This is a genomic window from Proteiniphilum saccharofermentans, from assembly GCF_900095135.1.
GTDB lineage: Bacteria > Bacteroidota > Bacteroidia > Bacteroidales > Dysgonomonadaceae > Proteiniphilum > Proteiniphilum saccharofermentans.
The window spans coordinates 601,001-621,886 of record NZ_LT605205.1 but is presented as its reverse complement, the minus strand read 5'-3'; the positions used below and the strand labels follow the sequence as shown (position 1 = coordinate 621,886).

Below are 20,886 nucleotides of genomic sequence, written 5' to 3'. Positions count from 1 at the left end.
CGCTGCTACAGGTAGATGGATAGCCTACATGTTACAAGAGGCTATTTCACCTGTGGCGGCGTTTTTATTTTGACAAAGTAAGATCAAAATTGTATATTTGATCTTTTATCTATGAATATCCAAACAGTAACGATATGTTCCGAAAATTAGTTGCTATTGAACCAATCAGCTTAATTCCATCTGCAGAACAAAAGTTGGATTCATTTGCCAGGGAAGTAACTCTTTATCATGACATTCCTGATGATGATAACGAAATCGCACACCGAATCGGGGATGCCGATGCTGTATTGCTCAGCTATACTTCGCACCTCGGCAAACCGGCTCTGGAACAATGTCCCAATGTGAAATATATTGGCATGTGCTGCTCCCTCTATTCTCCCGAAAGTGCCAATGTAGATATCCACTATGCCAACAGCAGGGGAATAACCGTCACAGGCATACGTGATTATGGAGACGAAGGTGTTGTTGAGTATGTGATCAGTGAGTTGGTACGTTGTCTGCACGGATTCGACCAGGAACCATGGGACGGTATGGCAAGGGAAATCACGGGGATCAAAGCAGGTATTATAGGTCTCGGCAAATCAGGGGGTATGATCGCAGATGCTCTCCGTTTCTTCGGGGCAGAGATATCCTATTTTGCCCGCAGTGAGAAAGAAGATGCCAAGGCAAAGGGGTATCGTTTCCTGCCATTAGATGACTTACTTTATGAATCGGAAGTGATTTGCTGTTGTCTCAACAGGAATACCATATTATTGCATGAAGCACAATTTAAAAAATTAGGCAATAAAAAGATACTTTTCAATACAGGTCTCTCTCCCGCATGGGATGAAGTCCCTTTCCTGCAATGGCTTCAGGGAGATAACCTATGCTTTTGTGATACAGCCGGTGCACTGGGAGGAGAACATCTTCTCAATCACCCGAATGTACGTTGCATGCAGACATCTACCGGACGTACACGACAGGCGTTCGGTCGCCTGAGTGAAAAGGTACTCCGGAATCTATCGGATTATACCGGTATCAGAATACAATAGGAGAATCAATATTCTGAAGGGTGCTTACTACCGACCAAGCGGCAATTTCGGGTGTGGCACTATATACATCGACCACAGCATGCACCTGTTCATTCTTTATTTCCACCCGCTGCCTGTCCCCTACAAAGTCGGGGGTCGACTCCATAGCCACCTTCAATTTCTCGGGACCGACTGTCGCCAGTGAAGCCGCTACTGCTACATTCAGGCCGGTAGGAAAGGTCGCTATCGCTTCCCTGGCTGTTCCCAAGAAGACCACCTTATTGGCAGTCTCCATTTCGGGAGTATAAAAAGGAGATCTTCTCAATGCCCTTACACCTTTTACATTCCGAAAATCCGCGGAAGCATTTCCCATCAGTGTAGCGGTTCTGAGCACATCAAATCCGCCTGTGGCACCGGAAGCAATGTATACCCGCGTACCATGGGCAATAGCTGCCCTCTTCACCTCTTCATAAAAGGGCGTATCGGCTAAAGCACCAATCGACAAGGTTACAATAGATGTTCCGTTTTTAAGTGCAGGCAGAGCCAATTCTTTCATCGCTGCAGGAGAAGCAGCTTCTATCAGGAAGTCCGGCTTTAAAGCCAGCAACTCCTCCAATGAGGAACATGCTTTACATACACGCCCTTCTGATTCCATTCTGGCGGCGAGTCGTTCAGCTTTCAACACCGTTCTGGAATAGACACCTACCAGGTCATAACCGGGTAACAACCCTTGTAAAAGGGCGTCGGCCACAATATCGGCCAGATAACCGCATCCAACAATCACTAGTTTTTTCATATATGCAAAGATAGTCACTTTTTGACGGAGTCACAATAATCCGGTAAAACAGCAAAAGCAGATTCCCTTTATTAGTCATAATCCCAATATTTTTCACTTATTTTGCATTTCAATTATATGAGGGATCCTTCCAAGTTGGTGAAAAGAGAGAAAGATATTGCTTCAATTTATACCCTGTATGTGGATGACCTATTCACATATGGTTGTTATTTAGGCTTTGCCAGAGAGATCGTGAAAGATGCCATTCACGATATTTTTATAAAAATCACTACCGACAGCAATAAGTTGGACAATATATCCAATATTAAATTCTACCTTTTCAGATCACTGAAGAACAGGCTTCTGGATATCCATAAAAATCAAAGGGAGCATATTGACCTGGAAAATATAGATCTTCTACAGGAAATACCTTTCAATATACAAGTGAATATAGAAGACCTGATGATCGAAGAAGAGGAACAGATGCAGATAAAAACAGGTATTGAACAGATGCTCAATTCTCTTACCGACCGACAGCGGGAAATAATCTATCTTCGTTATGTACAGGGTTACGATTATCCACAAATTGCCGAATTACTTCAAATTTCGGTACATGGCTGTCGTAAACTGGTATCTAAAGCTATTCTCAGCCTTCGGGAGAAATTCGGTATTTTTTTTCTTCTGGGTTACCACTCCTATTTTCTTCTTACCCTTAAATAATATACCTACAATCAGTCAGCCGGATTACCGTCCACATCACCGACCAGCACACCGGAAATACACCAGTAGCTAAGACTGTTTCCGGCAGGATCGCCCACGGGAATAGTAACCTTAAGTTGATGTTCCCCTGCTTTCATATCACCCACACGGATATATACCGGATAACTTACTGTGCCGGGGCACCAGCCCGACCTGCTCAGGTCGGAAGAAGAGAGTCCGTTTGCAAAGTTGCCCGAAGCCGGATTGAGTTCACGATAGCTGCCACAATCCTCTCTCCACGGAGTGTATGCAATAATCCGTTTTCCATCCAGAAATATCTCGTTCAGTTTCGGGTTGAATTCGTCTCCACCGCCCCAACCACCATGTCCGGTGGATATGTAACGGATATATCCGTCTTTCAGATCCCTATCAATTTTGAAATTGACGGTAAGAGAATCGTTCCGGAACATATTTTCGGGATATGCCTGACCGGCCATCTCCATAATATTAACAGTTGCGAAAAGCGGATAGACCTCTTTTGGTGCGCTTTCCCGTTGTGGGTAATATTTAATGTCAAGCGTAACATTATGCCCGTCATGTGAATAATTACCGATCCATGCACCTACCCATACATCACCTTTAAGGATGGAAGCATAATCAGTAACCTCCTGCTTGAAAACTACGGAATCGGGCCAATTATAATCCGCCACTTCAATATGATTGTATCCGCGTACTCCAAATGAAGTATAGAAGCGCATTAATTCAAACGGGGGAAGATAATCATCGGTCACAACCATCCCTTCATACGGATTCCCATCCTTGTCATGATATACGGGAAGGCTTTCCTTGCCGTGGAGAAGGCCATCGAAGAAGGATCGCTCCCTTTCCGTCGGAATAATAAAAATCGATCCGGTACGGTCATAAGCATCCCCTTCCGAATAATGTGATAACTCAGTAAAGATGGAGTAACCCATATTTTCTTCCGGAAGTTTTACCTTTCTCATCAGGATCGATCCGTTGGCAAACCGGAGGACTTTTTCTTCATCCAACTGTGTCACTTTGGGAATATCCCTGAAATATATGCTTTCGTGATCAAACACATTGACCGCGATCACCCGGCTTTGCTGGATTTTGTAGTTAAAAGCCGGTGCTTTCAACTCAACTCCCCGCAGCGTAGGCTCCAACACTGTCTCTTCGTTGAGCAATTCCACCTTACTTGCCACTGCCGTAGGATTACCATTCCTTACTACTTTCAATACTATCCCTTCGGGGATTGCTACTCCCGGCTGTACGGAGCCATACATACCCAGTTCGGTAGTGTACCAAATTTCGAGAGTATTGGAATTGATGATAGTTTTTGCTTTCTTGCATTTATAACCGGCAATCACCTCCGTCTCATCTAAAAACTCAAGCCCCTCGTTGATGGTAAACGAACGGATGGTATAAATAGATTCTTCACCTTTCAGGAGCGCTGTTTTGATCTCTCTTCCTGTGTTGTAATCGAGATAGGTAGGCTGCACCGGCGCATCGGTGTCCCTTCTGTGGGAGACAGTGGTAATTTTTGCCCAGTTTCCTGATATCTCCATCACGGTTTTGGCTCCGGAAGCACCCTCTCTTGATCCCATAGGATAGGTAATCCTGATCGTTTTATACTCTTTTTCACCTTCAAAAGTATCCTTCCTATCCGTTGACAATTGCATTTTCGATGTTTCTACAGCAAGCACCGCCACAATAGTAAGGATCCCTGTCAAAAATATTGATATAGTTCGTTTCATACGATTATTTATTTAGACTATCATACTCCTCTCATACAATGTGCAAATTTAGGGAAAGTTTCGCCGTCACTTCATCCAATTCATTATTTTCCCATCACAAATATGTTAAAATTATGAGATTTTATCAGAAAAAGGGTATAAACAAAATCCAAAGTCGTCTTAATATAAAAAGGATGCCTTGAAACACTAACATATCCTTTTAGCATACAGTAACAAACACTTGAATGAATACTGACAATACTTATACCAGCTATACGGATTTTTTAAAAGATAAAAAATTCATCCAATGGCAACTGATGCCCAATGAAAATTTAGATATCTACTGGCAAAGTTTCATCGGACACCACGCTGAGCACAAAAAAAATATACAAAAGGCAATTACTTATCTCAAAAAGATAGGGCTAAATGAAAGCGATTTAAGTGAGAATGAACGCACAGTGCTCCTTGAAAAAATTCAGAGGACCATCCGGCAAGAGAAAAAGATAAAGCAGCGCAAACTTTTTTGGTATACATCAGCCTCTGCAGCTGCGATTGCATTGATTATTATTGGAATTACACTGTTTTATCCATCTTCGGTATCCATCGACATTCCGGATAAAGAACTTATTACAGGAGAACTGTTGAATAATGAGGATATTCAGCTTATTACAAGTGGAGAAGCTATTATATTTAAAAATGATGTAGAGGTAACGCTCAATGAAGAAGGAACAGCTGAAATTGTACAGGCCAATAATGAGACCAGTAAAGTGAAAATTGACCGGGATAAGCTTAATTCGCTGGTTATCCCATATGGTAAGCGCTCTACACTCACTCTGGCTGATGGTAGTAGGGTGTGGCTCAATTCCGGATCAGTACTCGAATTTCCGGCACAATTCAGCGGTAAAAAACGGGAAATACGTCTGGCATCGGGAGAGATGTATATCGAAGTCGCCCACAACAAAGAAAAACCCTTCTACGTACAGACCGGTGATTTCAACGTAAAAGTATATGGAACCAAATTCAATATTTCAACTTATTCCGGTTCACCGCAATCGGTAGTATTGGTGGAAGGGAGTGTCAGCCTGCAATCGAAAGATCACAAGGAATTGTTTATAACACCTAGCGAAAAGGCCGTTTATTCCGGAAGCGGTACATTCGATACACAAAAAGTCGATGTAAATCAATTCATCAGTTGGAAGGACGGCTATCTTTCTTTCGACAAGACACCAATGACCGAAGTGTTGCAGCAGATCGGCAGATATTACAACCTTTCGTTCGATTTTGAAAATGATATAAACCTGCAAAAACGGACTTGTACGGGGAAAATATATTTATCTGATAATCTGGATAATGTTATGACGATTATAAGTTTACTATCTTCCACGTCCTATCAGAGAACTGAAAATAAAATCCTTATTACCAATGAACTCTCTTAAATTGATATGCCTATGGATAAGTAAAATGAAAAGTGAAAAAGGTCGAACGATACTGCGAATATCGTCCGACCGGAGATAATTTAATTTTCTTAGTGCAATAATAATTAAATCATGCAAATATATGAATAAACAATCTATTGGGAAAGAAAAAAATTCCAATTATATCCAACGCATTCTAAAAATTATGAGAATAACAGTATTCTTGTTCTTTTTCTGCATTGTCTTTTCTCACGCAGCCACAAGCCATTCTCAGGAAGCGAAACTCTCGCTTCATTTAAAATCGACAACCATAAAAGAGGCTTGTAAAGAAATAGAGAAGCAGAGCGGACTTGTGTTTGTCTTTGCTGACAATACCGAAGACGCTACGGAGAAAAAAGTAAATATCCGTGTAAGCAGCCGATCCATCAGTAATATTATGGATAACCTGCTTTCCGATACAGGACTGGAATATAGGATATTAGATAAACAAGTGGTTCTTTACAAGGAAGAGAAAAAAATCGATGTCTCGGAAATCCGCACTATTATCCTAGAAGAAAAAGTACAGCAACAGAAAAAGACAATTACCGGAAAAGTCAGGGATAATAACAGTGAAGCCATTATTGGGGCGAACATTATGGAGAAAGGCACTACCAACGGTACGGTAACGGATATCGATGGGAATTTCACCTTAAGTGTGGAAAATAATGCCGTACTTCATGTTTCCTATATTGGATACATAACACAAGATATTCCTACGACAGGAAGGACAATTTTAGAAATCGTTTTACAGGAAGACCTGAAATCGCTAGATGAAGTAGTGGTTGTTGCTTTCGGCAAGATGAAAAAAGAAGCCTTTACAGGTTCTGCCGGTGTCATGAAATCGGATGATCTGGTTAAAGCGCAGGTGAGTAATCCCGCCAGTGCGTTGGCCGGACGCGTAGCCGGTGTACAGTTGTCCAACTCTTCGTCTCAATTAGGCAGTTCCCCTTCTATAACAATTCGCGGATTCGGTTCTATTTCTTCCGATACGGAGCCTTTAATTGTGGTGGACGGGATGCCTTTCGACGGAGACCTCAATTTGATTAATTCAAGCGATATTGAATCGATGACTGTACTGAAAGATGCCGCTTCAAATGCTCTTTATGGAGCACGCGGTGCAAACGGTGTAATCATGATTACCACCAAACGAGGTACAAGTGGGGATGCAAAAATTACCTTCGATTCCAAATGGGCCTCCGAATCATCTCGTTACAGTGCGAAAAACAGACTGTTTCCGTCTCCAGAACGGTGGATCCAAGGTCATCCATTTTGCTTCCGCCGGTCGCTCCCGGGAGTTGCGGCTCCCGGGAGAGGCAGGAGATTATTCCGATTCAGTAATGACAATATCGCTCGGTATTTCAAATTTCTCTTGCGGAGGTGCCACCTCTTCCACCGATATAACTTCCGAAGAGGTGGCTATGCCCATCGTCTCACCCTCCATCTTCATCATCACGTTGCCCCACATCACATATTCCACTTCCGTTCCCTTATCGCTCCTTATGCGCATCTTGCGGCATTTATAGCCCAGAAATTTCACCTCTCCGAGATCTTCCATCTTCATCTTTCCCAGCAACTCGTCTGTCAAGCTCTCGACATCCACCCCCAGCGGATTGATTGCCCGGGTCTGCTTATAATGTTCACCGCTCTTCTTGTCCAGGTCGATTTTCCAGTGATCGTCCCCTTTGATGATCTCCAGCGTGTGGGAGGAGTAATCCTCTCCCATCACCTCCATCGGTACTGTTGTCTCGATTGCCTCCCACTCGCCCCACTTATCGAAATAGGTGACGATCTCCATCTTCATGCCCATTGCCTTGGAAGTGGAGCGTATGATTCCCTGCTCGATGGGGTATCTTCTCTTGCCAGCATCCGCTTGCAGCTCTTTTACCGATAACTTTTCTTCTCCGGTATCTTGCCCCCTCTTCTCTCCTGAGCAGCCGCCCAGAAGCAGGGCCAACAATAAAATGGATATTACCTTTTTCATGATTGTCACTCTTTTACAATTCTACTTTTCAGTGATTTATATTTCATGCTTTCTCTGGCAAGCGAGACCAGCTTCTCGACTACCATCTGCGGAACCGCAATGTCATCGCCCTCCGCCTCCAGGGTGAAGAAGATATCCTCCACCCGTCCCGTGTAGTAGCTGGAGTAACGCACCATCTCTTTTCCGTCCCATTCCGCAGTATACCTGTAGCTTCCGCCGGCACCCCACTCCCGGATCCTGATATCCGACAGCTTCCCGTCATGATTTGGATGGATCCTTTTTTTTTATCTTTTCGAGCTTCATGGACAATACCATGCTCTCCATTTCTGTCCGGGCTTTAACCTCTTCGTCGCCGCTTTCCGAATTATAGATATTGAGCGAGACGGTAAAGTTGTACCCCTTGCCGTCATTTCTACCGGTCAACGTATCAAAATTGATAGAGGCAAAAAGGGGATAGAGAATGCAGCTCGCCCTGCCTACCGTGCGACACCCTTCCGGTAGAATATTCAGTAACTCCGACGGCACTTCGAATACCAAAACCGATCCATCCCCTAACTTATGCTGTTCAATCAGATTAACTGCATCTCGAACACCGCCAAGCATCTGCTGCACCATTTGGGCTTGGCTCAACTGATCCTCCAGGGTGTTCAGATCCTGATGAGGCAGCTTGGAATCGTCCGGGACAACAGCCCTGATTGTATCCAGGAGATTCGTTGCAAACGTACAGGAGAGGATCAGCTGACAGAGAGTCAATATCACAAATCTTCTCATGATGATTTTTTTTACAGTTTCACAAACTCTACCCTGCGATTCAACGCTTTGTTGACCGGAGTATCATTAGGTGCCACGGGAGAGGTTTCACCCGCTCCATCGGTCTCCATGCGAGATGCATCGATACCGAACCGGGTTACCAGTTCATTCTTTACCGATTCTGCACGACGTTGAGAGAGTTCCAGATTTTTGGCATCATCGCCATCACTGTCGGTATGACCCACAATCTTTACCCTTACCGATTCATTCTCCTTCAGTACTTCGGCAATGTTTTTCAGGGTGCCGAACGATTCGGCTTTCACCTCGGCCTTGTTCACATCGAATGTGATGCCGTAGGTAATCAGTCTCCCTTCGGTGATCAGCTTGCTGCGGGTGTCGGGCGACGCCGTGGTGATCTTGATATTCGACACGAGAGGGGCGCTGTGGCGGTCCCATCCCGAGAAGCGGATACGGTTGAACTTCACGTCGGGATAGATATTGGTCGGCATGTCCAGTACCTTTGCATTCTGGTGATAGATACGTACCCGCCGTTTCTGTATCCAGATGATTACATGGTTCTCCTGCTCGCGGATCACCGGATTCCGGGTTGCACTGCCTGTAATCCAATCCTCCGAATCCTTGTAGCCATTCGTCTCCCACCGGTCGTGACTGGCAACGATGTGTAGTCCCGCCACACCGGGAAATAGACCATCGTTCATCTCCTTCGGTTTTCCCTCTTCATCCTGGTAGAGCGTGAACTGGATTCCATGACCAAACTCCTCATCGGGAATGATGTCGAACTCCACGATGAAATTGTCGGGAAAATCGATCTGACGGGTGTAACAGTAGCAGGCATTATCCCCGTTCAAGTGAAACCACTTTCCCGGAGCGATATTGACCGTCTTCACTTCACCACTGCCGTCTGTCGTCCACAGTGCCGGAAAATCACCAATGGCGTCCTGCGAGAAATCCTCGAAATAGAGGATCTTGTCGCCCGGGACGAAGTCGTACTGGCTGGTGCTGACCAGCTTTTGCGAGGCTGTCTGCCTTGCCTTCCCGGTCGTCTCCTCCCGGCTCGCTTCCTCCTCCATGTCAGCCTCTTCCTCTGTTACCTCTCTTCTTGTCACTGACTCCTCGGCTTTATTCAGCGTTTTTTCGGTCACCTCTTCCGCTTTCTGTTCCACACGTCGCTCTACTGTATTCTTTGCAGCCTCTTTTGCCGCGTTGCCCAGCTTGTTCAGCCAACTTTGCGCATCTGCCCCGGCAATGAACAGCAGGCAAAAACTTAAAAGGATAATGATCTTTTTCATCTCACTACGTTTAATTAAAAAATGAGTCCTGAAGTTGAAAGGATCAATGCGCCCATGACTGTGGAGAGGATGGCCGAGACCACTATCACACAGAGCAGGCTCACGATGAAATAGGTGCTCTTTTTCTCTTCCGGCGTACTCATCATGGGTACAAGGCCCAGATAAAGCAGGTATAGACCGTAAAGTCCGCACAATGCCGCAACAACCGACAGGTTGGGTAGCAGCAGGAGTATCCCGGCCACGCACATTGGCGTGTAGGAATAGGCTACCAGTGAGAATGACCTGTCGAAATTGTTCGTAGAACCAAATTTATCGGCAAGGTTAGCGATGATCCAGGCCGATAGGTAAGCTCCGCCCAATGTGGAGACGAGCGATGTTACCGCGTGCCGGATGCCCAATCCGATAAAACTCGAGTGAAGACCCATCAGGTTGAATCTGAAGAGTCCGAATCCAATGAATCCCGCAATGGCCGGGATAAGTGCCAGGGGGATCAGGTAGGAGACCAATACTTTTGAGTGTGTGTCGTTTTTCTCCGATATTACTTCCCATTCTGTTTTGGGATTCAACAAAATGTTTTTTACTTTGCTTATGATTTCCATAAAACACTTATTTTAATTTTGTTTGTTCATTGACTGTTTTTCCAGTAGATCTTTATTTCCGGTTCATCGAATACAAAATTAGGGGTTGAAAAAGGGTGAAAATAGACCCAAAAGGGAGTTTTTTAATGCTGTGGATGAATTTAACTTTGTCCTGAAATGACCATCCTGGTTTGCCGGGGCAACGCTGTGATATTAATAATTATAACGTTAAGTAAAATGGGGACTTTCATTAGGAGTAGAGGCTTGATCGTCCTGTTTCTCGGGTTGTTCATGCGATCTCTCTGCGGAACAGCCCAGAGTCTGGATAGCCTAGAGAACCTGTTGAGTGGAAACAGCCTCTCGTCGGAGGAGTACCTGACGGTATGCGATGATTTGAGTTGGGGTTATCTCGACCACGATTTCGGAAAATCAAGACAGTATGCCCTGTTGGGTATCGAGCGGGCAAAATCGGACAAGAATCCGCTCATGGAGGCAAGACTTTACCGGAATCTGGGTGTGGCCTACTACATGAACAGCCAGATGGATACGGCCCTGGCATACCTGAACCGGTCGCTCGAGAAAGCGGTCCACCTCAATGATGAGCAGCTGGAGGCTGCTGTTTACAGTGCCATCGGTAACCTGCACAATGTGTCGGGTGATTACAAAGAGGCACTGACCTATTACCTGAAGGCACTCCCCATATTCGAGAGGTACAATAACAAGGACCGGATCCGGTCGCTACTTGGAAACATTGCAACCCTTTACTTCAGCCTGATCAATCTGAACCAGGCCGAGAAGTATTATATGGAACTCGAAAAGGCGAGCGAGGAGGCCAACGATCTATACAATATAGGTCGTGCATATGAGGGATTCAGCAAGATTGCGCTGAAGCGGAATGATTTTAGGTCTTCGCTGGAATATTCGGAAAAGGCGGCCGAAATATTTCACAAGGGAGGTTACAAGTCATCGGAGGCGATTGCACTTCAAGGGATAGCCATGGTCTACTACCTCGATTTCAAGGATTATGCCAAGGCGAAGGAGTATGCGCTGAAAGCGTTGAAGTTGACACAGGAGATCGGTTACGGTGCCGATATTGTCGGTTCGTTGAATATCTTGTCGAATATCTATTTTAACGAAAAAGATTATGTAAACTGTTTGAATTCGGCACGGGAGGCGATAGCCACCGACACTACGGATGCCAACGTGACCACCAATCTTTATGCAAACATGGTTCGGGCCGGCATATTTCTGAACAATCACCAGGAGACGCTGGAGTATTTCGACAAGTACCGCAGGCTCATCGATATCCGCTCTTCGACAGAGTTCGAACGGGCGATGGCTGAATTGGAGAAAAAGTATCAAACCGAAAAGAAGGAGCTCCGCATACGGAACCTGGAGAAGGAGAAGCGGCTCCATTTTATTATCTATCTGGTGAGTACTTTTGGTCTTTTTCTCTTCCTGCTGGTACTCTATTTGCGTACCAAGACGATAAAGGCCAACGAGGAGTTGAACCGGCAGAAGATTATTCAACTGGAACAGGAGAAGCAGCTCATTGCGGCCCAGGCTGTGATGAGTGGTGAGACTGCCGAGCGCACACGACTTGCCCGTGACCTTCACGATGGCCTGGGTGGAATGCTCTCGGCTGTGAAATTAAACCTATTTGATATGAAACAGAATGTAATCATTGAAGAGGAGGATGTGGCACGGTTCAATAAGGTGATGGAGATGTTGGACGCTTCGATCAGGGAACTTCGGCGTGTGGCACACAACATGATGCCCGAAACACTTTCCCGTTACGGTTTGAAGAGTGCCCTGAACGATTTCTGCAATAACTTCAGAAATGTGAAGTTCCATTACTTTGGAACAGAGCAACGGCTTGAAAAGAAGATAGAGACGGTGATTCACCGTGCTGCGACGGAGTTGATAAACAACGCATTGAAACATTCCGGTGCTGAAACTGTCAATGTCCAGTTGGTGTGCGGACCCGACCTGATTTCGCTCAACGTCCAGGACGACGGCAAGGGATTTGATACTGCTGCCGAAACATCCGGGGCGGGGCTGGACAATATCCGTACTCGTGTGGCCGCAGTAAACGGCTCCATGAATATCCACTCTGCACCGGGTGAAGGAACCGAAGTGGATGTGGAAATAAAGATCTTGTAAGATGATAACCGTTCATATCGTTGATGACCACAAGATCCTGGTGGAAGGATTGAAAAAACTGATCGACAGTTCCGGCTTTGCCACTACTGTTGATCTGAGTTATACCGGAGCTGAATGCCTCTGGAAACTGGGATTTAACCAGCCTCAGGTGCTCCTGCTCGATATCAATCTGCCCGATTGTAGTGGCATTGAACTCTGCAAAACGATAAAAAACAGATTCCCGGGGGTGAAGATAGTGGCACTTACCAGTTATTCCGAATACACCATTGTGAGGCAGATGCTTGAAAACGGAGCTTCGGGCTATGTCATTAAAAATGCCATGCCCGAAGAGATCCTGTTGGGTATCCAGACCGTTGCAGACGACAAGACCTTCTTGTGCGAGGAGATCGACTGCCTGATGAGCAAAAGATCCCTTGAGCAGATCTGGCTGACCCCGCGTGAGAGAGCACTACTGAGACTTATCGTGGATGGATATACCAATCCCGAGATTGCGGAAAAGATGTTTCTCTCCGTGGAAACCATCAACAATTACCGCAAGAAGCTCCTGTGCAAGCTCAACGCCCGCAATACGGCGGTTCTGGTACGTGTAGCGCTGGAGCGGAAACTGGTGTGACTGTCCCGTTACCCTTCGATGTTGTCGCGTAATGGCTTGTATTCTACAAATGCCTCAATCGCTTCGTATGAAGCCAGTCCCAGTTTGTCGTACATGTTGGCCGTGGCCCGGTTGCGCTCTTCGGAACGTTGCCAGAATAACCGCTCATCATCACCGAGGAAAGGTGCGCTCTCCATTTGTGACTGGTGACGCAGGATGGCGTTTCTCTTTTGACGAAGCTCTTCGGGAGAGATCGGTACAGCCATTTCGATGTGGTCGATTTCCCATTCCTTCCAGGCACCACGGTACATCCAGATACGGCAATCCTTGAACCAGTCGTCATCTTTCATCAGGTCTATTGCGGCCAGGATGGCATCGAGACACACTTTGTGGGTCCCGTGCGGATCGGCGAGGTCGCCAGCAACGTATATCTGGTGGGGTTTGATGCTTTCAATGAAGTTCTTGACAATCACCACATCCTTCTCCGAGATGGGATCTTTCTTCACCTTTCCGGTTTCGTAGAACGGCAGGTCGAGGAAGTGGACATGGCTGTGAGGCAGCCCCACATATCTGTCGGCCGAACGGGCCTCTTCCCTGCGGATCCGTCCCTTCAGGAATCGAACTTCAGGAATATCCACATCGTCCGAACCCTTTTCATGGAAAAGGTGATGCAGTATGCTGGATAATTTATCCAGGGCGGCCTTGTTGTCAGGGTCGTACTCCCTGATGAGGTGTTTGAATACCGACAGGTAACGGATCACCTCCTCGTCGCCCACGGCAATATTACCTGAAGTCTGATAGGCTACATGCACATCGTGTCCCTGGTTCACCAGGCGTTGGAAGGTGCCACCCATGGAGATCACGTCGTCGTCGGGGTGGGGGCTGAAGATGATTACACGCTTGGGATAGGGTTTTGCCCTTTCGGGACGGTTGGAGTCGTCGGCATTTGGTTTCCCGCCTGGCCATCCGGTGATGGTGTGCTGTAGGTCGTTGAAAATCTTGATATTGACATTATATGCTGAACCGTAAAGGGTAATGAGCTCGCTCAGTCCGTAATCGTTGTAGTCCTTGTTGGTCAGTTTCAGTATAGGCTTGTTCACAATGCCGCACAACCAGACGATTGCCCTGCGGATAAGCTTGCTGGTCCATTCACAGTTGGTGACGAGCCAGGGTTGGCTGATGCGCGTCAGGTTGCTTGCGGCTGCCAGGTCGATATAGACATCTGCATCGGGATGTGTCTGCAGTACCGATGCGGGAGCCGATTCAGTGACGCTTCCTTCTACCATCTGCTTGATGCTTTCGGCCTTCTGTTCGCCCCATGCAATTAGTGTGATCCGTTTTGCACGCATCATGTCGGCTATACCCATGGTGATGGCACTGACAGGCACCTTGTCCAGCGATTCATAGCTGGATGCAATATCGCGGCGTGAATCTCCGTCGAGCACCACAAGGCGCGTCTGTGAGTGAAGGTTGCTCCCCGGCATGTTAAAGCCGATATTTCCCTTGCTGCCCAGTCCCAGCAGCAGGTAGTCCAACCCTCCCAATTGATGCAGCGCCTCTTCATACTCCTCACATTTTTCAGCGATAAGATCCTTCTCGATATCGGCATCAATCGAGTAGATGTTGTCGGGATCAATATCGATGTGATTCAGGAAGCTATCCTTGATGAACTGCAGATTGGTCAGGGCGGGTTCGGTAACCGGATAGAACTCGTAGATATTGAATACGACCAGATTACTGAAACTGACACCCTCCTCCTTGTGCATCCTGATCAGTTCCTCATACACCTGGATGGGAGAAGATCCACCCGATACGCCAAGGATAAACTTCTTACCCTCTTTCTGATGTTTTAGCATCAGCTTCGCAATATTGGCTGCAATTTTTCTTGCTGCACGATCCGACTTTTCATAGATGTGAACCGGAATCTTTTCGAAGCGGCTGAGCGTATATTCTTCAAAATCGTTTTCAGGCCTGTAATACCTTTGAGGTATTCGATCAAGTGTGATGTAAGAGCTTAAATCTAATCGCATGACATGATTTTAAAAAAAATGTTTCTCGTACAAAAATAGCCATATTTGAGTTATTATTGAAAAATATTTAATAAATATTGATCAGGCAGAGTCAAGCAGCAAGTGCAATTTACATTAATTGTTTGTAAAACTCAACTTTGGGTGTGTTAAAGTCCAATTTTTTCCTCGGTCTTTCATTCAGCCTGTGCTGTATCCGCTTCAATCTGTCGGGTGGATAGTCCTTGAAGGACGCCCCCTTGGGGATGTATTGCCGGATGAGCTTGTTCGCGTTTTCGATCGATCCTTTTTGCCATGCCGAATAGGGGTCGGTGAAGTACACCGGGGCTTCCAGCATCTCCGTGATCCGTTCGTGCGCCGCGAACTCCAAGCCGTTGTCCGTGGTGATCGTCCTTATCACGTCCTTGTAGGGTAGCAACATGCGGCACAGCACCTTGGCCAACCCTTTCGAGTCCCTTCCGCGGGGCAGTTCCCCGATCATCACGAGGTTCGTCTTCCTTTCCGTCACCGTCAGTATCGCCTCCGACTGGTCGGCCCCTATCATCGTGTCCATCTCGAAGTCGCCGAAGCGCTTCCCGTCGGCCTCCACGGGCCTTTCCCGGATGCTCCTGCGGTTGGGGATGCCTCTAACGGAGCCCACCGGTCTCTTGCGGTGCTTGAGCCTGTGACGGCAATGCTTGTAAAGGTCGCCCCCGGCCTTCTTGTCCTCCCGGATCCACTTGTAGATGGTCTCGTGGGAGACCCGGATATTCTCCTTCTTTCTCAGGTGTCCGCTGATTTGCCCGGGCGACCAGTCCTTGCGCACGAGCCGGATCACCTTTTGTTTGATCCATTCCGGGGTGGCCCGGTTGCCGGGCAGGCGTTCCCTTCTCTCCATCGCCATCTCGTGGGCCAGTCGCCACGAGTAGCCCCCGCGCTTGTCCTTGTTGCGCTGCAACTCCCTGGACACCGCTGAAGGACTGACACCTATCAAGCTCGCGATCGTCCGCTGGGTGTCACCGTTTTCTAAACCTAAATAAATCGCGTACCTTTGTTCTGAAGTTAACTGTTTGTATTTTTTCATAAGCAACATAATAGTTAATTTTAGGGAGACTTCGGTCTCCTTTTTCTTTTATGTTGCTGTCCGACTCTCTTCGGGGGCTTGCGCGCCCCCGGCCGTTAGGCAAACCCCCGCGGTGTTTTTCATGATTGTTGTGAAGAATCATTTCAAAAAACAACACGTGGATGTTGCACTTCTAAGTTGAACTTAGGTGGGGATATAACTCCAACGGTTTGAGAAATTATGAGACCACGAACTCTCAACAGTTTTATGAAACATATTATAAAATGTTATATAACTATTATGTAACAGCCGATGGAGGTGATATGTCCGCCGCTGATGCGCATTCCTTGGCAAATAGCCATTTGATCAATTCATCCAGCGGTGTTGGCCCGGGTTATATGGTTTATTCGGTTCCAAATGGAGAGGATTTTATTCAGCAAGGTGGAGTGATGAATCCCAATGCTACTATGGGAACTCTCTATACCTACAACAACCAAAAATTCTGGTTACAAGCCGACGATTGGGAGAAAGAAGGTTTACAGAATGGATTCCGTCAGGAATATAATGTATCAGTCTCAGGAACATCCAATCGTGTCAATTACTATACGTCATTGGGCTACCTCAGTCAGGAAGGAATTCAAGAGGGGTCATCCCAAGATCGATTGACAGCGCGCGTGAAACTGGATTATCAGGCAAAAAAGTGGATGAGAGTCGGAGCGAACTTTAATTACACCAAATATAAATACGGTCAAACATCCGAAGGCACTATCGGTACCGGAACCATCTGGAGTACAATAAAAACTTTAGCGCCTGTTTATCCGGTCTACTACCGTGATGAAAACAAAAATATTATGATCGACCAATGGGGTGAGAAGATGTATGATTTCGCAAGAAACTATGATTTGAGCCGTGCAGGCGGTGTCGGAGGCAATGCTATTTTCAGCAACAAATACAGAAATGATGAGACAAACGGCAATTCAAATACGGCTAGTGGCTTCGTAGATTTCTTATTAACAGACGATTTGACTTTCACAATGAATGCCAATAGCTATATTTATGACCGTCGGAGCACTTATGTAACTAGTCCTTTCGTAGATTACTATACCGACTCTTCCAATAACGGTTACCTATCCAAAGGTTCATATCGTACCTCTTCATATAATATGCAACAACTTTTAAACTATATGAAGCAGTTCGATAAACATGAAATAACGACTCTTCTCGGTCATGAATACTATAACTATAAATATGAGTCTCTAAGCGCTTCCGGATATAATTTTGGCATTGACGGCGTCTATGAGCTCTCTGCTATGCTGAATAAATATTCTAATCCATATTCATATTCTTCGGCATACAATAATGAAGGTTACTTCTTCCGAGGAATGTATAACTACGATCAAAAATATTACGCTTCCGTATCTTATCGCCGGGACGCCTCTTCCCGATTCTCCAAAAAGCATCGTTGGGGTAATTTCTGGTCACTCGGCGGTGCCTGGATTGTTTCCAAGGAAGATTTTTTTAATTCGACTAAGATCAACTCTTTAAAACTCAAACTATCCGTAGGCTCCCAGGGGAACGATAATATCGGAAATTATCTTTATGCCAATTCCTACAATATTGTCAATAATGATAACGAAGTAGCTTACCAGTGGCGTCAGAAAGGCTCTGAGACAATTACATGGGAAACCAATACCAACTGGAATACCGGAGTGGAATTTGAACTTTTTAATCGTCGCCTGAATGGTAGTATTGACTATTTTTACCGGAAAACCACCGATATGCTTTTTTCCTTAAATACTCCACCTTCTATTGGTTACACCAGTTATGTGACTAATATGGGAGACATGCGTAACTCGGGGGTTGAATTTGATTTACAAGGTGTATTGATAGATAATAAAGACCTCCAATGGAGTGTCAATTTCAATATTTCTCATGTAAAAAACAAGGTATTAAGTCTTCCCGAAGCGATCAAGTCCATGAATGTGGAAGGATATAATGGATATGTAAATCTCGATATTTCATTCGTATCTAAATACAAATATTTTGTAGGTGAAGGTCTTTCTCTGTATACATGGTATTTGCCTAAGTATGCCGGCCTGGACACTGAGACGGGGGAATCCCTCTATTACAAGGATATTGTGGATGAAGAAGGCAATGTTACGGGTCAGGAGACAACCAAAGACGTCAACCAGGCTACTGATTATTTGATAGGTGACGCACTTCCATCCTTTTATGGCGGTTTGGGTACCACGCTCAGGTATCGCGGCTTTGATTTTTCGATCAACACCAATTTTCAGCTAGGAGGGAAAGCATACGACTATACCTACCAAACATTGATGCACACTGGTGGAACTACAGCGACTACCTGGCATCTTGACATACTTAAAGCTTGGACTCCTGCTAACACAAATACAGATATTCCACGTTTACTATACTCCGAGAAGTATTCTCAAAATCCTCGTTCCGACCGCTTTATCACCAGCGCAAGTTATCTGAACATACAGAATATCAATCTGGGATATACATTACCATCTTATCTCACCCGCAAATTTGATATTGAAAATATCCGTATCTATTTCTCCGGTGAGAATCTTTTTTATCTCTCCTCACGTCAGGGGTTTGATCCTCGTTATACGTTGAAAGGGTATTCTAATCCGGAACTGTACTCCCCAATACGTACGCTTTCGGGTGGTATTTCGTTGATATTCTAACAATAAGAACAAAACAAGATGAAAAAATATCAAATAATTTTTATAGTAGCCGCTCTGTTATCTTTTAATAGCTGTATACAAGAAACATTACCGACAGAGTATGTGTTGGACTCACAGATACAGGCTTCCGAAACCGCTTTGAAGGGAATGGTAAACTCCATTTATACTACCATGGCCGGTTATTCCAACGAAGACGGAGGTATTGAAACGATCTCATATGGCAGTATGCGTGCCATGCTTGAACATGCTACAACTCCGATGATATGTACGGGAGCAAACGGCTATAATACAATGGGTGCATGGAGCTACGGGGCTGTAAGTGCTACTGGCTCCAATCGCGGAATTTACCCCTCTTACCTCTATTATGGCTATATCAAAAATGTGAATGACGTGATTAGATTGATAGACATTGATGATCTGAATGACACCAAAAAAGGGTTCCTTGGTATTTGTTACGCTTATCGTGCCCTCTATTATATGGATTTAGTACAAATTATGGAATATAAAAAACCCACTGATAATCGTTATACCTATGTGGAACCTGAAAATGATCTCACAAATAAAGGTGTACCCATCGTGACAGAAACCACTACATCAGAGGAGGCTTCCAATAATCCACGGGCCACCGTAGATGAAATTTACGACCTAATTTTAAGTGATTTACAAAAAGCCGAGACCTATTTAACAGGATATACCCGTACCGATAAGACACAGCCTGACCTTGCCGTAGTGTATGGCCTCTATGCACGCGCCTACACCAACCTCGCTTCCCGGGTAAAGATTTCAGCAACTTACAAAGATGAAATTGATTACTGGAAAAGCGCTTTCGAGTATGCAGACCGAGCGATTGTCGCCTCAGGATGTACTCCTCTCACCGAAGCGGAATGGACTGATCCGACAAATGGTTTTAACAATCGCAATTCGCAAAACTCATGGATGTGGGCTACATCAATTTCTGAGAGTAATACTACGGCTTCGTCCACAGGATCCTTCGTTCTTGCAATGATCATGGGAACGGAAACTAACTTTTCTGCCTATGGATGGCGAGTGGGACGTTCATTAGACCGTAAATGGTACGAACGCCTTTCTGACTACGATTTCCGCAAAAAATCATGGTTAGCTCCCAATTTCTTTTATGAATCGACTAACCAGAAAGAAGGAGAACCTTACCTGGTTGAGAAAGATGCGGAAGGTAATTTGGTAAATAATAAATGGACAATGGGGCAAGACAATTCCAGCTCTGTCCAAAGCGATTGGAGTGACGGCTATTCCGGTTTTGGAGTTGATAATTATCAATACAAATTGAACAGTAGTCCTTCTTGGATCCGTTCACGCATTAATAAAGGGTATGGTTTTATGTCTTGGCCATGGCTTTATGTAAATATTAAGTTCCGTCCTAATAAAGGCGATTACAGAACATACGCTGTTGGAGGAGCAACTGATTATCCGATTATGCGTGTGGAGGAGATGTATTTTCTGAAAGCCGAAGCTCTTCTTCATACTTCCGGTATAGCCGAAGCTTCCAAGGCATTGGAAGATATCATAAAAACAAGGAACATCACTTACAGCTTCACGGCCTCTTCTGCTGAAGATTTTATCGACGAATATACATTCCAGAAAGGAATTGAATTCTGGGGGGAGGGTATCAATTACTTCGACGCCAAACGGCTGGAATTGGGAATCCATCGTGGATATTTGGGTACTAATTGTGAACGTTATCAACACGCACTCAATATGGATGACGTATTTGTTGGATGGACTCCCGGCTGGAATCAGGCGGAATTGAATGCCAATCAGGCTCTTTATCGCTACAATAATCCATACACTAACCCATCTGTTTATTATTTTTACAAGTCAAATGATGAATTCAGACCCTATTATGGTATAGATTTAGATTGATAAATCGGGAAAAGGTGGAATTTTAGTTTCCACCTTTTCTCTTTAATCCCTTACTTAATCTACCCTAGATCTATATTTATCATGATAAATAGTCGTTTTTGTTATTTTTTCATGATTAAAAAAATGACCTTTTACCTATTT

At 45.2% G+C, this 20,886-nt stretch carries 16 protein-coding genes; 8 read left to right on the top strand and 8 right to left on the bottom strand.

Annotated features, from left to right (window positions below; all coding sequences use genetic code 11):
• Positions 1–134 precede the first annotated feature (134 nt).
• Positions 135–1,031 (top strand): NAD(P)-dependent oxidoreductase, encoded by an 897-nt coding sequence (locus PSM36_RS02350; RefSeq protein ID WP_076928613.1) that lies wholly within the window; start codon positions 135–137, stop codon positions 1,029–1,031.
• Here PSM36_RS02350 and PSM36_RS02345 read toward each other — a convergent pair.
• Positions 1,018–1,806 (bottom strand): aspartate dehydrogenase domain-containing protein, encoded by a 789-nt coding sequence (locus PSM36_RS02345; protein ID WP_076928612.1) that lies wholly within the window; start codon positions 1,804–1,806, stop codon positions 1,018–1,020. The two genes, PSM36_RS02350 and PSM36_RS02345, sit on opposite strands and share 14 nt — an antisense overlap.
• Positions 1,807–1,923: 117 nt before the next feature.
• Here PSM36_RS02345 and PSM36_RS02340 point away from each other — a divergent pair, with 117 nt between their 5' ends.
• The gene (locus tag PSM36_RS02340; protein WP_076928611.1) at positions 1,924–2,505 is read left to right on the top strand and encodes an RNA polymerase sigma factor; all 582 of its coding nucleotides are present in this window, start codon (positions 1,924–1,926) and stop codon (positions 2,503–2,505) included.
• Positions 2,506–2,516: 11 nt separating this feature from the next.
• On the opposite strand, the gene PSM36_RS02335 is transcribed toward PSM36_RS02340, so the two are convergent.
• Entirely contained in the window at positions 2,517–4,259 is a 1,743-nt protein-coding gene (locus PSM36_RS02335) for a PNGase F N-terminal domain-containing protein (RefSeq protein ID WP_076928610.1), read from the bottom strand.
• A gap of 224 nt (positions 4,260–4,483) precedes the next feature.
• Here PSM36_RS02335 and PSM36_RS02330 point away from each other — a divergent pair, with 224 nt between their 5' ends.
• Both PSM36_RS02330 and PSM36_RS02325 read left to right on the top strand, forming a co-directional pair.
• Positions 4,484–5,674 (top strand): FecR family protein, encoded by a 1,191-nt coding sequence (locus PSM36_RS02330; RefSeq protein WP_076928609.1) that lies wholly within the window; start codon positions 4,484–4,486, stop codon positions 5,672–5,674.
• A 184-nt stretch (positions 5,675–5,858) separates the two neighbouring features.
• A complete protein-coding gene (locus PSM36_RS02325) occupies positions 5,859–7,583 on the top strand; it encodes an STN domain-containing protein (RefSeq protein ID WP_232001501.1) in 1,725 nt (574 codons plus the stop codon).
• 169 nt (positions 7,584–7,752) lie between these two features.
• On the opposite strand, the gene PSM36_RS17275 is transcribed toward PSM36_RS02325, so the two are convergent.
• The 4 genes from PSM36_RS17275 to PSM36_RS02310 are packed head-to-tail and all read right to left on the bottom strand — an operon-like array spanning position 7,753 to position 10,332.
• Complete coding sequence (locus tag PSM36_RS17275; RefSeq protein ID WP_154670948.1) at positions 7,753–7,935, bottom strand: hypothetical protein; 183 nt, start codon at positions 7,933–7,935, stop codon at positions 7,753–7,755.
• Positions 7,932–8,444 carry a hypothetical protein gene (locus PSM36_RS02320; protein WP_076928607.1) on the bottom strand — a complete coding sequence of 171 codons (513 nt, stop codon included), beginning with the start codon at positions 8,442–8,444 and terminating at the stop codon, positions 7,932–7,934. Before PSM36_RS02320 ends, PSM36_RS17275 begins: the two co-directional genes overlap by 4 nt.
• Before the next feature lie 11 nt (positions 8,445–8,455).
• Positions 8,456–9,733, bottom strand: a complete 1,278-nt coding sequence (locus PSM36_RS17665) for an OmpA family protein (protein ID WP_052673086.1) — start codon at positions 9,731–9,733, stop codon at positions 8,456–8,458.
• A 14-nt stretch (positions 9,734–9,747) separates the two neighbouring features.
• Positions 9,748–10,332, bottom strand: coding sequence for a Yip1 family protein (locus PSM36_RS02310; protein ID WP_071136749.1), 585 nt, complete (start codon positions 10,330–10,332; stop codon positions 9,748–9,750).
• Between the two features lie 216 nt (positions 10,333–10,548).
• On the opposite strand from PSM36_RS02310, the gene PSM36_RS02305 reads away from it, so the two are divergent.
• Positions 10,549–12,474: a tetratricopeptide repeat-containing sensor histidine kinase gene (locus tag PSM36_RS02305; protein WP_161947543.1), complete on the top strand. Its 1,926-nt coding sequence runs from the start codon at positions 10,549–10,551 to the stop codon at positions 12,472–12,474.
• Position 12,475: 1 nt separating this feature from the next.
• Positions 12,476–13,087, top strand: a complete 612-nt coding sequence (locus tag PSM36_RS02300) for a response regulator (protein WP_045089132.1) — start codon at positions 12,476–12,478, stop codon at positions 13,085–13,087.
• An 8-nt stretch (positions 13,088–13,095) separates the two neighbouring features.
• Here the strand turns inward: PSM36_RS02300 and PSM36_RS02295 are convergent, their stop codons facing one another.
• Positions 13,096–15,096 carry a glucosamine-6-phosphate deaminase gene (locus PSM36_RS02295; protein WP_076928605.1) on the bottom strand — a complete coding sequence of 667 codons (2,001 nt, stop codon included), beginning with the start codon at positions 15,094–15,096 and terminating at the stop codon, positions 13,096–13,098.
• A 109-nt stretch (positions 15,097–15,205) separates the two neighbouring features.
• Positions 15,206–16,156, bottom strand: coding sequence for an IS30 family transposase (locus PSM36_RS02290; RefSeq protein WP_076931995.1), 951 nt, complete (start codon positions 16,154–16,156; stop codon positions 15,206–15,208).
• Positions 16,157–16,419: 263 nt separating this feature from the next.
• Here PSM36_RS02290 and PSM36_RS02285 point away from each other — a divergent pair, with 263 nt between their 5' ends.
• A complete protein-coding gene (locus PSM36_RS02285) occupies positions 16,420–18,846 on the top strand; it encodes a SusC/RagA family TonB-linked outer membrane protein (RefSeq protein WP_083710894.1) in 2,427 nt (808 codons plus the stop codon).
• Positions 18,847–18,864: 18 nt separating this feature from the next.
• Entirely contained in the window at positions 18,865–20,745 is a 1,881-nt protein-coding gene (locus tag PSM36_RS02280) for a RagB/SusD family nutrient uptake outer membrane protein (protein WP_076928604.1), read from the top strand.
• The last annotated feature ends 141 nt before the right edge of the window (positions 20,746–20,886 follow it).